The organism is Azospirillum brasilense (genome assembly GCF_022023855.1).
GTDB lineage: Bacteria > Pseudomonadota > Alphaproteobacteria > Azospirillales > Azospirillaceae > Azospirillum > Azospirillum brasilense_F.
The window spans coordinates 690,553-703,354 of the sequence record NZ_CP059450.1 but is presented as its reverse complement, the minus strand read 5'-3'; the positions used below and the strand labels follow the sequence as shown (position 1 = coordinate 703,354).

Below are 12,802 nucleotides of genomic sequence, written 5' to 3'. Positions count from 1 at the left end.
CGCCAAGATAGGCACACTTCGCGTGGCGTCAAGGTCGCCGCACGGCTGGGCTGTGCGGCGCTTTGGTCATCCGGCCCGCAGGACGCGCCCGTAGATGTCGTACCGCGCGGCCAGCGACAGCACGATCTCCATGTAGAGGTTGATCAGGCCGTTGGCGTAGAAGGCCGGACAGCCGGTGTAATGGCGCTCGCCCGCCTGGGCGGTCGGCTCGATCAGGTCGGCGTTCAGGACGATCATGCCGCCCGGCGCCTCCGCGTCATAGACGAAGGCGGTCTGGTGGCGGGGCAGGGGGTGGATGGCCTGATGGTCGTCGGCCTCGATGTGACCGGCTCCCATGAACTGGCACAGCATGCCGAGGCTGCCCATGGCGAGCGGCAGCACCTGCTTGAGGCTGCGGCGCGACAGGTCGTCGTACTCGGCCAGGGTCAGGCCGGGTTTCAGCATCGGCGCCGCCTCGCACAGGTTCCAGCAGACGTGGAGCGCCGTGTGGCTTCCGGTCTTGGTGATCGACAGCATGTCGTAGCCGGATGGCGCGTGAAGCACCGACGCCTCCAGCGTGTTGGCGAGGACGAAGCCGGCCGCGGCGAGCGGGGTGATGGCGCCCTCCGCCCGGCAGCGCTCCTCCTCCAGCGTCACCTTGATCGCCCAATCCTTGATGATGGCGTCCAGCAGGTGGCACACGCTGTCGCGCAGGAAGCCGATCAGCGTCTCCGCCGGGGCGGCGTCCAGCCCGGCGGTGTCGGCGACGTCCAGCCCGTGCGGCGAGTCCGGCGGGTTGCACAGCAGCAGATGGCCGTCGGCGTCCAGCGGCATCCGGTTGGTGATGTGGTCGCGCAGGTCGTTGTAGAGGAAGGCCAGCAGCGTATTGATCGCGACCTTCTCGTAATCCTCCTTGCGGGTGTCCGCATGGGCCGGGCAATGGCCGGCGAGGCGCTGAAGCTCCTCGGTGAAGAGGTAGTTCGGGTCCTCGGCGATGCGGTGCAGGATCGGCACGAGGCTGATCCGGGTCATCCCGGCCTCCTCATGCGCGGCGAAATAGGTCAGGGCGAAATCGTTGGAGCGGGCCATGATGGGGCGTCAATCTCGTGAATGAGGACGGTCAGCGGTCGCGAAGCCGGTCGTAGACGCCGTAGTCCATGGCGATGCTGGCCACGATGTCGAGATACAGTTTGATGAAGCCGGGCGTGTAGAAGGCCGGGCAACCGGTGTAATGCCGCTCCTCGGGCTTGGCGAAGCGGGTGATCGGTTCCGGGTTCAGGCAGATCAGCCCGGCCTCGTCGAGGACGAAGGCCGTCTGGTCCTTGGGCAGCAGATGAATGGCGAGGCCGTCGTGGGGTTCGATCCCCGACGCCTCCATGTAATGGACCAGCATGCCCAGGCTGGCCATCGACAGCGGAACCACCTGCTTCAGGCTGCGCCGGACGAGGTCGTCGTAGGAGGCCGCCTCCTTGTCCGGAAGAAGCAGGGGGGCGGCCTCCACCATGGCCCAGCAAATGTGAATGGCGGTGTGGCTGCCGGTCTTGGTGATCGACAGCATGTCGTAACCGGCGCGCTGGTAGAGGGTAGAGTCCTCCAGCGTCGTGCGCAGGATGAAGGTGGCGGCGGCGGCGGCGGAGATTTCGCCCGTTCCCTGGGCGCGGTAGTGCTCCTCCTCCGTCAGCAGATCGGCCGCCCAGCCGGTGATGAGGCCGTCGAGCAGATGGCAGGTGGCGTCGCGCAGGACCGAGGCCATCACGTCGAGCGGGGCCGCCGCCATCGCCGCGCGGTCGGCCGGATCGATGCCGTGGGGGGAGCGCGGCGGGATCGGCAGCATCACCTGTCCGCGCTCGTCCAGCGGCAGCTTGGACGCCACATGGTCGCGCAGCCGTTCGAACAGATAGGCCAGCAGCGTGTTGACCGTCACCTTGTCCGCGTCGTCGGCGTTGGGGGCGGCGTGCATGGGGCACTGGCCGCCGCCGCGGCGCAACTCCTCGCTGAACAGGAAGGCCGGGTCCTTCTGGATGGTCTGGAGGATGTGGGCGATCGAAACGCGCTCCAGCCCGGCATCGGCGTGAGCCTTGATGAAGCTGCTGGCGAAATCGTTGGAACGGGACATCGTGGCCTTGCCGGAACGGAGTAATCCCGTTCAGCCTAGGGCGAGTGGTGGGGCCGTTGCAACGGCAACCTCTGTGACCGGTTGCCGCTTCTTCGTTGAAATTTGCGGTTTTACCCCTCGGGAACCAGCCAGTCGACCGTGCAGCCGCCGCCGGTGGAGGGCAGAGCGGCGTGCAGCGCCGGCAGCATGGCGCGCAGCGTGTCGTCCAGCGTCCAGGGCGGGTTGACGATCAGCAGTCCGGAGCCGTTCAGCCGCAGATGCGTGTCCTCCGGGTGCCAAGTCAGCTCGACGGTCAGGATCTTGCGGATGCCGGTGTTCTCCACCGCTTCCTGGAAGCGCCAGACGGCGGCACGTTCCTTGATCGGGTACCACAGGGCGTAGACGCCGGTGGACCAGCGCTTGTGCGCCGCCTTCAGCCCCTCGGCCATGCGGGCGAACTCGTCCGGCTGCTCGAAGGGCGGGTCGATCAGGGTGAGTCCGCGCTTCTCCCGCGGCGGCAGATGGGCCTTCAGCGCCTGATATGCGTCCGTCTTGAAGGCCGAGACCTGACGGTCCCCAGCGAATTCCGCCTTCAGGGTCTGCCAATCATCGGGATGCAGTTCATTGAGGAGCAGCCGGTCCTGCTCGCGCAGCAGCGCCCGTGCCAGCAGCGGCGATCCGGGGTACCAGCGCAGCCGCCCGTCCGGGTTCAGCGCGTTCACCGCGTCCAGATAGGGCCGCAGCGCCGGGTGGGGCGCCGGCTGGCCGAACAGCCGTCCGATTCCCTCCTGGAACTCCAGCGTCTTGCGCGCCGGTTCGGAGTCCAGATCGTAGCGCCCGATGCCGGCGTGGGCGTCGAGCACGCAGAAGGGCGCCGGCTTGGCGCTCAGATGGTCGATGATCAGCGCCAGAACGGCGTGCTTCATCACATCGGCGGGGTTGCCAGCGTGGAAAATGTGACGGTAGTTCATGGGGCAGGGATTTAGCCCATCGGGGCGTTCCGCGCCATCCCTTGCGAACGGGTTTCCGCGAAGCCGGGATTAGTCCAGCGAGGCGACCTGCTGGGCGTTGCGGAAGGTGCGGCGGGTGCTCGGCGCAATGCTGGTGGGCTCGGAGTCGCCACAGCGGGCGGATTCCAGCAGCTTGGCGCTCTTCGGGTCCAGCTCGTTCAGGTGTTGCCAGATCTTGCAGACGTAGTTCTGGGCCTGACGGGTGGAGCCGCCGTTGTAACGGGCGACGGCGGTCTTCCAGCTTCCCTGCTCGCCGTGAAGACGAAGGAGCAGGCGGCCGGCGTAGTTGACGTTCTCGCGGGGATCGACGATCCGCTCCACCGGCTGGAACTCGCCGCGGTGGGTGCCCAGCGAGATCTGCATGCAGCCGACATAGACGTTCTGGCGAAGCTGGCCGCGCTTGTCGCGGAGGTGCCGGGCGGCATCGTTGGCGTTGCGGGCGTAGACCGGACGCCCCTCCACGCTCATCGCGAAGGGGGTCGGGGCGCCATCCTGGCCGCTTTCCACCAGGGCAATGGCGACAAGAAGGCCGGAGGGGATGTTGAACTTGCGCTCGGCCTCCACGGCGTGGGAGACGCAGCTGCTGTCCTGGGCGGCGGCGGGCTTGGCGAGGAGGACCGGAGAGGCGGCTAAGCCCAGTGCAAGAGCGATCCAGCCGCCATACGTGCGTCGCACGCGCTGAGTTCGATCCTGCATATCCTCGGTCCCCTCTTCGTTGCCGGGTTCATCCGGCTTCGTTTTGGCCCCCCGCGCGGGGCCGACATTACCGGTCACCGAGTCGCTTACGGTGACCGCCTCCTACCCGAAAGTTCAGCGCCCACCATCGGGCGCCGAAGCCACACTTCCAAAAATTTTATACAGCGTCAATCTATTTGCTGCCCGGTAATACCACGCCTTTCGATCGAACGATGTCACAAGGCGGCGGAAAAAACCCACTCCGGGCCTTGGTCTTAGCCATCAAGGCACTGATTCCGAAGCGCTTTGAAAAACCGAAAGAGGTGGATTGTGCGAAAGGCGTACAAAACCATCCAATCGGCCTAATGCGACGGTTTGAAGCTCGATTCGCCGCCGAATGACCTCCTTCGGATGCCTCTTGCTTGTGCGCGCAAGCTGGTGCAGGAGTTCGTGTCTTCTTCCGCTTTCCGGAGTCTCCCGGAGCGGAGACGGCGGCACCGCATCTCCCATAGCGAAGTGATCGTGGATCGCGATTCGACGGCTCAAGCCGACCGGGAGGGGCCAGGCCCCTTCGTCCAACCCGGAGACGTTCCGGGCATTTTGTTCCAGACCGGCTATGACCGACTCTACGCCGCCGACGCGGCGGGGGCGGCACGTGCCTTCCGGCTCGCCTGCGCCGCCGACCCGGGGTCGGGCGAAGCCTGGGGCGCCCTGGCCGACAGCACGCGGGACGCGGGCGAGGCCGCCGGGGCGCTGGCCGCCTGCGGGCGGGCGGTGGCGCTCGACCCCGGCGTGTGGTCCTGGCGGATCGCCCTGGCCGAAGCGTTGCGCGCCGCGGGCCGGTTCGAGGAGGCGGTGATCACCGGGCAGGTGCTGACGACGGAACGGCCCGATTCCGCGACGGCCCGGCTCGGTCTCGCCCGCGCCCTGGCGGCGGCGGGCCGGCGGGACGCCGCGCTGGAGGAGTACCGCGAGGCCGTGGCCCTGCGCCCCGGCGACCGCGAGGCGGCGCTGGAACTGGCCGCCCTGCTGGTCGAGGCCGGCGACGCGCTGGGCGCGGTCGAACTGCTGCAGCCCTTGTCCCGCCGGGACCCGGAGGACGCGGACCTGCATGCCGCCATTGGTCGGGCTTGGATCTTGCTGCAGGAGCCGACGAAGGCCCTGGCGGCGCTGCGCCGCGCCGAAGGGCTCGACTCGGACGGGCGACTCGGCTGCGCGGCGCTGATCGCCGCGCTGGAGGGCGGCGCCGGGGCGGATCTGTCGGCGGCCTATGTGCGCGCCCTGTTCGACCGCTACGCCGACCGCTTCGACCAGGATCTGGTGGGCAAGCTGGGCTATTCCGCCCCGGCCCTGCTGCGCGGGGCGGTGGACCGGCTGGGGCCCGCATCTGGATTGCGGGTGCTCGACCTTGGTTGCGGCACCGGGCTGGCGGGCGTGGCGTTCCGACCGCTGGCCGGGCATCTCGCCGGGGTCGATCTTGCCCCGCGCATGGTCGAAAAGGCCCGCGCCCGCGCACTCTATGATGAGTTGGCGGTTGGCGACGTGGTCGGGGCGCTGGCGCCGGTTCCGGAAAGCTGGGACCTGCTGGTCGCTGCCGACGTGCTGGTCTATCTCGGCAACCTGACCGCGCTGTTCGACGGCGCCGCCAAGGCCCTGCGTCCGGAGGGCCGCTTCGCCGCGACGGTGGAGCGTCTGGACGGCGAGGCGGCGGCCTCCGGCTACGCGCTCGGCCCGGCACGGCGCTATGCCCACAGCGAAGCCTATCTGCGGGAGATGGCGGCGGCGGCGGGCCTGACGGTGCGTCTGATGGAGCCCTGCTCCCCCCGGCGGGAGAAGGGCGTGGGCGTGCCGGGTCTTCTCTTTATAGTGGAGAAGCCGGCGGCCTGACGAAAAGACCGTTCGGAGCGGGGGCGTCGGTCACGCCTCGGCCCGGAAGGGCTGCAGGCTGAGCAGGGCGCAGTCCCAATAGGGACGCGGGCCGAAGCGTTCCGCCAGGAAATCGACGAAGACACGGACCTTCGGCGACAGGTGCCGGTTCTGCGGGTAGACCGCGAAGACGTTCGATTCCGCCATGTAATAATCCAGCAGCAGGCATTGGAGCTGCCCCTTGGACAGAGCCTCGCCGCACAGGAAGGTGGGCAGAACGATGATGCCGACGCCGGCGATGGCGGACTCGCGCAGCAGGTCGCCGTTGTTGGTGCGTAGCGATCCCGACACGCGGACCGACCGCATCGCGTCACCAACGCGGAACTGCCACTGCTCGGCGGTCGGGATGTTTGTGTAGATCAGGCAGTTGTGGTTGGACAGCTCATCCGGCGTCTGAGGTATCCCGTGCTTCTCCAGATAGGCCGGGCTGGCGCAGACCACCTGCCGGTTGGGGGCCAGACGCTTGGCGATCAGCGAGCTGTCGCGCAGCCGCCCGATGCGCACCGCCAGATCATAGCCCTCGTCGATCAGGTCGACATAGCGGTCGTTCAGGTCCATCTCGATCTCGATGGACGGGTAGCGTTCGAGGAACTCGGCCACCGCCTTGGCCAGATGCAGCAGCCCGAAGGACACCGGCGCGTTAACCTTCAACCGCCCGCGCGGCGCGGCGTGCAGGTCGGCGACGGCCTGCTCCGCCTCCTCCAGGTCGGCGATGATGCGGGTGCAGCGCTCGTAATAGGCCTGCCCGACCTCGGTCAGGCTGAGCTTGCGCGTGGTGCGGTTCAGCAGCCGCGCCCCCAGCCGGTTCTCCAGCTCCGCGATGCGCCGGGAAACCACGGACTTGGACAGGTTCAGGCGCTCCGCCGCGGTGGTGAAGCTCTTGGTGTCCACGACCTTGATAAAGGCCATCATGTCGTCGAGGCGATCCATCCCATTGTTCTACACCCGGGAACAATGAAGTTCCAGCGCCCTGGATTTGCTGGAGCGTGGCAACGCGCTATCTCTTTGGGACGCCGCAGCCTCCAGCGCGGCCGCAACGACAGAGGGGAGACGAGACATGGCGAAAGTTCTGGTGCTCTACTACAGCAGCTACGGACACATCTCCACCATGGCGCAGGCGATGGCCGAGGGCGCCCGCTCGGTTCCGGGAACCGAGGTGACGGTGAAGCGCGTGCCGGAGCTGGTCCCCGAAGAGGTGCGGCAGAAGGCGCACTTCAAGGAAGAGCCGAACATTCCCATCGCCGACCCGAACGAACTGGCCAACTACGACGCCATCATCCTGGGCGTGCCGACGCGCTACGGCAATATGCCGGGCCAGATGAAGAATTTCCTCGATCAGACGGGCGGCCTGTGGGCGAAGGGCGCGCTGGTCGGCAAGGTGGGTGCCGCCTTCTCCTCCTCCGCCACCCAGCATGGCGGGCAGGAGAGCACGATCCTCACCACCCACACCGTGCTTCTGCACCTCGGTATGGTGATCGTCGGTCTGCCCTACAGCTTCCAGGGCCAGATGGGCGTGGACGAGGTGATGGGCAACAGCCCCTACGGCGCCAGCACCATCGCGGGCGGCGACGGCTCCCGCCAGCCGAGCGCGGTCGAACTGGACGGCGCCCGCTACCAGGGCCGGCACGTCGCGGAGATCACCAAGAAGCTGCACGGTTGAGGGTGAAGTGCGCCTCTCCCGTCGTCCGGGCGGGAGAGGCGGCACCGGACAGAGGGGAGTTCAGGGCATGGGCCTGTTGATCGACGGCCGCTGGCACGACCAGTGGTACGACACCAAGAACAGCGGCGGCGCCTTCGTCCGTCCGGAAACCCAGTTCCGCAACTGGGTGCGGGCCGACGGTTCGACCCCGTTCCAGCCGGAGGCCGGGCGCTATCACCTGTTCGTATCGTTGGCCTGCCCCTGGGCGCACCGCACGCTGATCCTGCGCAAGCTGAAGGGGCTGGCGGACGCCATCGGCGTCACCGTGGTCGATCCCCTGATGCGGGAGGAGGGCTGGACCTTCCCCGAACCCGATCCGGTCACCGGCTCCACCCGCCTGCATGAGGTCTACACCAAGGCCGATCCGACCTACTCGGGGCGCGTCACCGTCCCGGTGCTGTGGGACAAGAAGACCGGGACGATCGTCAGCAACGAGTCCGCGGAGATCGTCCGCATGCTGAACCGGGAATTCGACGCCTTCGGCGACGCCTCGTTGGACTTCTACCCGGCGGAGTTGGCGGAGGAGATCGACCGGCTCAACAGCTTCGTCTACGACCGCGTCAACAACGGCGTCTACAAGGCCGGCTTCGCGACCAGCCAGGAGAAGTACGAGCAGGCGTTCGACGCCCTCTTCGCGGCGCTGGACGAGCTGGACGAACGGCTGGGCGGACAGCGCTATCTGCTGGGGAACCGGCAGACCGAGGCCGACTGGCGCCTGTTCACCACGCTGGTGCGCTTCGACGCCGTCTATGTCGGCCACTTCAAGTGCAACCTGCGCCGCATCGCCGACTATCCGAACCTGTCTGGCTATCTGCGCGACCTCTATCAGGTGCCCGGCGTGGCTGAGACGGTCGACTTCCACCACATCAAGCGGCACTATTACGCCAGCCACACCATGATCAACCCGACCGGCGTCGTGCCGAAGGGGCCGGCGCTGGACCTCGATGCGCCGCATGGACGGGACTCGGTTCGATAACGCGGTGGGGTGACCGGGCCTCAGGGCTTGTAGCAGCGGGCCATGTCCTGGTTCTGGCCGATCATCTCGCACTGGAAGCTGTTGGAGAATTTGAAGCGGAACGGCCCGGTTTTGCGCACGCTGACCAGGGTCTGTCCGCCGGGGTTCTTGAAGGCCACCCAGGCCGAGGAATCGAAATGGGTGGTGATCCCGTTGCTCAGCCGCACGCGGCCCTGGTTGTCCTTGATGACCTGCACGCCGGTGTTGAAGGCCATGACGCCCTTCGGTGATTCGGACGCCACGGCGAGGCCGTTCGTGCAGTTCACCCCCTCCGGCTGCACCGCGACACACTCATAAGGGCGCGGCTGCGACGCGGTGAGCACCATGGCGTAGATCGCCACTTCCAGAACATTCATGGGCATGCGGAATCTCCCGGCAATCCGCACAAGGGTGCAGCAATGCACCGTGTACAGAATAATTCCGCCGTGGTTACGAAAAGTATAATGTCGCGGTCAAGGTTCTACCCTTTCGCGGCCAGCGCTTTTTCCAGCTTTTCGCGCAGGCCGAGCGGGGTCAGCGGCTTCACCAGATAGCCGGTGGCCCCGGAGCGCAGGGCCGAAAGGACGATGTCGGACCCATCGTGCTTGGTCAGCATGATCACCGGTGCCCGCTTGTCCAGGGCCTCCAGAAAGGCCAGACCGCCCATCGGCGCCATGTCCACGTCGCAGAAGATCGCGTCGAAATCGACCCGGTTGCAGCGGGCCAGAGCCTCCGCCCCATCGGCGGCCTCGATCACCGTGCCGACGCCCAGCTGTTTCAGCAGCCGCACCGAGACGCTGCGGGTCACCACCTCGTCCTCGACGACCAGCACCGCGCACGAATTGAACGACACGGCCACCCTCGCGCTTCGTCCTGTGGGTCACCCTGATGGGTTACACCGGCATGATATATCAGCGCGAAAGAAACTCAAATGCGTGCGATCAAAATTTTCACGTCGGCCAGGGCTCGGTCGAGGGCCGCCGCATCCCGCCGCGCCATCGCCGCGTCGCCGTGCAGGGCCGCCTCTTCCACCGAGCCGAAGAGGTCGGCGACCTGCCCGGCCCCGGCGGTGCGGGCGGCGCCGGCGGCCGAATGGGCGGCCAGCCGGACACCATCCAGGTCGCCGAGCGCCAATCGCTCTTTCAGGACGCGCGACAACTCGTCTGCGTTTTCCAGGAACAGGGCGTAAAGCATGGTGACGGTGGGGCCGGGGCCGCCGAAATTGCGCAGCATCGGTTCCACGTCGAGGATGTTCCGGTCGCATGGGGCGATGTTGAACGTCGGCGGTTCGGACGGGACAGACGAGGGCTGGGGCACGGCTGCGGCTCCCGGCAGGACACGGTATGGCCGTACAGTGCGTGTGGCAATTCAATCCGGTCAAGCCGCGGGCGGCGCGGCGAATGGACGCTTCGGCGCCACAGCATCCTGTCGCGGAACCGGGGGACGCGCCGCCTGTTCCCCAACGTCGTCAATGATCGCCGGAATGCCCAAGCGATGGCCGCCGCACCCGAGGAACAGCGTCTGGACACCCTGATCGTCGGCGGCGGACCCGCCGGGCTGACCGCGGCGATCTATCTGGCGCGCTACCGCCGCCGTTTCCTGGTGGTGGATTCCGGGGCCAGCCGGGCCTCCTGGATTCCGCTGTCCCACAACCATGCGGGCTTTCCCGATGGGGTGACCGGCGACGAACTGCTAGCCCGCATGCGCGCCCAGGCGGAACGCTACGGCGCCCGGATCGTGCCGGGAACGGTGACGGCGGTGGAGCGGGGCGACGATGGTTACCGCGTGCGGACGGAGGACGGGCGGCTGTTCCGGGCCCGCACCGTGCTGGCCGCGACCGGCGTGATCGACCGCGAGCCGCAATTGCCCAACCTGTATCAGGCGGTGCAGCGGGGGCTGGTCCGCCATTGCCCGATCTGTGACGGGTTCGAGGTGACCGGCCACCGCATCGGCGTCATCGGCCACGGCACCGGAGCCCTGGGAGAGGCGCTGTTCCTGCGCACCTATTCCCGCGACATCACCGTCCTGACGCTGGGCGAACCGATGAATCTGGAGGAGGCGGAGGAGCGCCGCATGGCCGAGGCCGGCCTGCGCGCCGTCGAGGACCCGGTGGTGGAAATCCACACCGAGGGCGGGCGGATCGCCGCCCTGACCACGGCAGCCGGCGAGCGGCTGACCTTCGACACGCTGTATTCCGCCCTGGGCTGCCATCCCCGCATCGAGCCGGTGAAAGGGCTGGGTGTGCGCATCGGCCCGGACGGGCGGCTGGTCACCGACGGGCATCAGCAGACGGGGATAGAAGGACTCTACGCTGCGGGCGACATCGTGGAGGGCCTGAACCAGATCTCGGTCGCCATGGGGCAGGCTGCGATCGCCGCCACCGCCATCCATCGCCGACTCTTGGCGGAGGACGGGGACCTCTGAGGACCGATGCCTCCCAATCGGGCGTCCGGCGCCGCCGGGCAAAATGTCGCATTTGACATTAATGAGTGGTAATACCAAACCAATGGCTTGAGCTATGCTCTTGGTTTGATGGAGCTTCCAGGAGAGGCATAAAGGGTTATGCCTTTTGGGCTCGGCCGGACGTTTACACCTGATTAAGAATTTGGGCTTTAGGACTTTCGCCATTGCGAAAGGCGGTCCGTGCGGCTGGGTGTGGCCCGGCGCACAGCGGGACGAGCGAAGGGGCGTCATGATGACGCCATCAACCAACCCGCCGATCAACCCGGGCAGCCTGCCAGAACGAACGGAACCTGCTCCATGGCCCAATCCGTGACCCGCGCGCTTCAAGCCATCAAACGCCACAACGCCAAGCCGGAGCAGATCGACCACGCCATCCTCAGCGCCATCAACGTGACGCTGTGCATGCAGTCCGGCGGCAACGACCGGGTCGCGGAAGGCTTCAACCAGGACATCGCGCTGAGCGGACGGGCCTTCGGCGTCCGGAGCTGACCTACTCCTCCTTTTCCTCCCGCTTCCGCAGCTCGTCCTGCAGGAGATAGCGGGCCTCCGGCGGCAGATCGCCGATGGCTTCGGCCAACACGCGCAGGCGCCGCCGCAGCCCATAGACGGTGTCCAGCAGCGACAGCACGACCGGCATCGCCTCGTCGTCGAGCGCCAGATCCTCCCGCAGATCGCAGATCAGTTCCAGCCGGGCCATGTCGGCCGCGCTGAAGACGAAACCGGTCCCCTCGTGCCGCGGCCGCAGCCAGTGCCGTTCCACCCACACCGTCAGCTGGGCGGAGGAGACGCGCCGGCAGGTGGCCAGCACCTCCTCGGTCCGCCATCCCGCGCCGCCCTGGTCCATGCTGTTCCGGTCCATCTCATGCGGCCTCCATGTCCCGCCTCGGGTTGTAATCGGTCTTCCAGTCCCGGACGAACGCCTCCAGCGCCGGGTCGGGCGCGTCGGGCAGGGCGATGCGCAGGGTCACATACTGGTCGCCGCGCACGCCGTTTGCTCCGGGTAGTCCCTTGCCCTTCAACCGCAGCCGCGTGCCGTTGTTCGCCCCCTTCGGAACGGTCAGCATCACCGGCCCGTCGATCGTCGGGACGCGCACCTTGCCGCCAAGCACCGCCTCGGCCAGCGTCACCGGCAGGTCGAGCTGGATGTCGTCGCCGTCGCGCCGGAACCAGGGATGGGGGGTGACTTTGACCGTCACCAGCGCATCGCCGGGCGGACCGCCGTTGCTGCCGGGCAGACCCTGGCCCTTCAGACGGATGGTGCCGCCGTCCTCCAGCCCAGCGGGAAGGTCGATGTCCAGCGTCTTCCCGTCCGGCATGGTGACGCGGCGCTTGCCGCCCTTGGCCGCCGCCAGGAAATCGACCGTCAGCGCCATGCTGAGGTTGCCGCCCTTCATCGGCATGGCGCCGCCGCGGGCAAAGCCGCGCCCGCCGAACAGATCGGAGAAGATGTGTTCCAGATCGTCCGACGCGAATCCTTCGGCGTGGGCGTAGCGGGCGCCCGCCGGGCCTTCCGCGAAGTCGCGGTAATACTGGCGCTGCGGCCGTTCCTGGCCGGAGTCGTCAATCTCCCCGCGGTCGAAGCGGGCGCGCTTGTCGGCATCCGACAGCAGGCTGTAGGCGGCGCTGATGTCCTTGAAGCGCTGCTCGGCCTCCGCCTTGCCGGGGTTGAGGTCGGGGTGATGCTTCTTGGCCAGCTTCCGGTAGGCCTTGCGGATTTCGTCGTCCGAAGCGGTGGGGGATACGCCCAGAATCTCGTAAGGATTGCTCATGGCGATGACCGTGATTGGAAAGCGGGGGTCAGCGGCTGATGGGTGAGCACGTTCGACGTGTATGTGTTCGACGCTCCCCCGCAAATCAAGAGGGTTGGCCTTCCGTTCGGCGCACGGCGCCTGTGCTTGCGGCCGGGATGACGAAGGGGCGGCGCGCGCCAATATGAGGCGGGCCGGACTTGGGTCCGGTTG

At 67.4% G+C, this 12,802-nt stretch carries 15 protein-coding genes; 5 read left to right on the top strand and 10 right to left on the bottom strand.

What is annotated here, in order from left to right:
* Positions 1-66: 66 nt before the first annotated feature.
* The 4 genes from H1Q64_RS16605 to H1Q64_RS16590 all read right to left on the bottom strand — a co-directional run bounded on the left by H1Q64_RS16605 (position 67) and on the right by H1Q64_RS16590 (position 3,759).
* Positions 67-1,068, bottom strand: a complete 1,002-nt coding sequence (locus tag H1Q64_RS16605; protein WP_237906241.1) for a hypothetical protein — start codon at positions 1,066-1,068, stop codon at positions 67-69.
* A gap of 31 nt (positions 1,069-1,099) precedes the next feature.
* Entirely contained in the window at positions 1,100-2,095 is a 996-nt protein-coding gene (locus H1Q64_RS16600; RefSeq protein WP_237906240.1) for a hypothetical protein, read from the bottom strand.
* Positions 2,096-2,205: 110 nt separating this feature from the next.
* A complete protein-coding gene (locus H1Q64_RS16595; protein WP_237906239.1) occupies positions 2,206-3,045 on the bottom strand; it encodes a 23S rRNA (adenine(2030)-N(6))-methyltransferase RlmJ in 840 nt (279 codons plus the stop codon).
* A 69-nt stretch (positions 3,046-3,114) separates the two neighbouring features.
* Complete coding sequence (locus H1Q64_RS16590) at positions 3,115-3,759, bottom strand: transglycosylase SLT domain-containing protein (RefSeq protein WP_237906238.1); 645 nt, start codon at positions 3,757-3,759, stop codon at positions 3,115-3,117.
* A gap of 522 nt (positions 3,760-4,281) precedes the next feature.
* Between H1Q64_RS16590 and H1Q64_RS16585 the strand changes: the two genes are divergently transcribed.
* On the top strand, positions 4,282-5,646 hold the full coding sequence (locus H1Q64_RS16585; protein ID WP_237906237.1) for a tetratricopeptide repeat protein: 1,365 nt from the start codon (positions 4,282-4,284) through the stop codon (positions 5,644-5,646).
* Between the two features lie 30 nt (positions 5,647-5,676).
* On the opposite strand, the gene H1Q64_RS16580 is transcribed toward H1Q64_RS16585, so the two are convergent.
* Positions 5,677-6,615 carry a LysR family transcriptional regulator gene (locus H1Q64_RS16580; RefSeq protein ID WP_035679155.1) on the bottom strand — a complete coding sequence of 313 codons (939 nt, stop codon included), beginning with the start codon at positions 6,613-6,615 and terminating at the stop codon, positions 5,677-5,679.
* Positions 6,616-6,742: 127 nt separating this feature from the next.
* Here H1Q64_RS16580 and wrbA point away from each other — a divergent pair, with 127 nt between their 5' ends.
* Positions 6,743-7,345, top strand: coding sequence for an NAD(P)H:quinone oxidoreductase (wrbA, locus tag H1Q64_RS16575; protein WP_094302591.1), 603 nt, complete (start codon positions 6,743-6,745; stop codon positions 7,343-7,345).
* Positions 7,346-7,412: 67 nt separating this feature from the next.
* Positions 7,413-8,360: a glutathione S-transferase family protein gene (locus tag H1Q64_RS16570; RefSeq protein WP_237906236.1), complete on the top strand. Its 948-nt coding sequence runs from the start codon at positions 7,413-7,415 to the stop codon at positions 8,358-8,360.
* Positions 8,361-8,380: 20 nt separating this feature from the next.
* Here H1Q64_RS16570 and H1Q64_RS16565 read toward each other — a convergent pair whose 3' ends face one another.
* From H1Q64_RS16565 to H1Q64_RS16555, 3 genes are all read right to left on the bottom strand, one after another.
* Entirely contained in the window at positions 8,381-8,761 is a 381-nt protein-coding gene (locus H1Q64_RS16565) for a hypothetical protein (protein ID WP_237906235.1), read from the bottom strand.
* Positions 8,762-8,859: 98 nt separating this feature from the next.
* On the bottom strand, positions 8,860-9,231 hold the full coding sequence (locus H1Q64_RS16560) for a response regulator (RefSeq protein ID WP_237906234.1): 372 nt from the start codon (positions 9,229-9,231) through the stop codon (positions 8,860-8,862).
* Between the two features lie 74 nt (positions 9,232-9,305).
* A complete protein-coding gene (locus tag H1Q64_RS16555) occupies positions 9,306-9,611 on the bottom strand; it encodes an Hpt domain-containing protein (protein WP_237906516.1) in 306 nt (101 codons plus the stop codon).
* Positions 9,612-9,872: 261 nt separating this feature from the next.
* Here H1Q64_RS16555 and H1Q64_RS16550 point away from each other — a divergent pair, with 261 nt between their 5' ends.
* A complete protein-coding gene (locus H1Q64_RS16550) occupies positions 9,873-10,802 on the top strand; it encodes an NAD(P)/FAD-dependent oxidoreductase (RefSeq protein WP_237906233.1) in 930 nt (309 codons plus the stop codon).
* 336 nt (positions 10,803-11,138) lie between these two features.
* Entirely contained in the window at positions 11,139-11,330 is a 192-nt protein-coding gene (locus H1Q64_RS16545; protein WP_014198714.1) for a hypothetical protein, read from the top strand.
* A 1-nt stretch (position 11,331) separates the two neighbouring features.
* Here H1Q64_RS16545 and H1Q64_RS16540 read toward each other — a convergent pair whose 3' ends face one another.
* Together H1Q64_RS16540 and H1Q64_RS16535 are read right to left on the bottom strand one after the other, a co-directional pair.
* A complete protein-coding gene (locus H1Q64_RS16540) occupies positions 11,332-11,700 on the bottom strand; it encodes a chaperone modulator CbpM (RefSeq protein WP_237906232.1) in 369 nt (122 codons plus the stop codon).
* A 1-nt stretch (position 11,701) separates the two neighbouring features.
* Positions 11,702-12,610, bottom strand: coding sequence for a DnaJ C-terminal domain-containing protein (locus H1Q64_RS16535; RefSeq protein WP_237906231.1), 909 nt, complete (start codon positions 12,608-12,610; stop codon positions 11,702-11,704).
* Positions 12,611-12,802: the final 192 nt, after the last annotated feature.

Coding starts and splice junctions, on each gene's coding strand:
- H1Q64_RS16540 (WP_237906232.1), bottom strand. CDS start 11,700: ATGGACCGGAACAGCATGGACCAGGGCGGCGCGGGATGGCGGACCGAG.
- H1Q64_RS16595 (WP_237906239.1), bottom strand. CDS start 3,045: ATGAACTACCGTCACATTTTCCACGCTGGCAACCCCGCCGATGTGATG.
- H1Q64_RS16565 (WP_237906235.1), bottom strand. CDS start 8,761: ATGCCCATGAATGTTCTGGAAGTGGCGATCTACGCCATGGTGCTCACC.
- H1Q64_RS16580 (WP_035679155.1), bottom strand. CDS start 6,615: ATGGATCGCCTCGACGACATGATGGCCTTTATCAAGGTCGTGGACACC.
- H1Q64_RS16605 (WP_237906241.1), bottom strand. CDS start 1,068: ATGGCCCGCTCCAACGATTTCGCCCTGACCTATTTCGCCGCGCATGAG.
- H1Q64_RS16600 (WP_237906240.1), bottom strand. CDS start 2,095: ATGTCCCGTTCCAACGATTTCGCCAGCAGCTTCATCAAGGCTCACGCC.
- H1Q64_RS16550 (WP_237906233.1), top strand. CDS start 9,873: ATGGCCGCCGCACCCGAGGAACAGCGTCTGGACACCCTGATCGTCGGC.
- H1Q64_RS16535 (WP_237906231.1), bottom strand. CDS start 12,610: ATGAGCAATCCTTACGAGATTCTGGGCGTATCCCCCACCGCTTCGGAC.
- H1Q64_RS16570 (WP_237906236.1), top strand. CDS start 7,413: ATGGGCCTGTTGATCGACGGCCGCTGGCACGACCAGTGGTACGACACC.
- H1Q64_RS16555 (WP_237906516.1), bottom strand. CDS start 9,611: ATGCTGCGCAATTTCGGCGGCCCCGGCCCCACCGTCACCATGCTTTAC.
- H1Q64_RS16545 (WP_014198714.1), top strand. CDS start 11,139: ATGGCCCAATCCGTGACCCGCGCGCTTCAAGCCATCAAACGCCACAAC.
- wrbA (WP_094302591.1), top strand. CDS start 6,743: ATGGCGAAAGTTCTGGTGCTCTACTACAGCAGCTACGGACACATCTCC.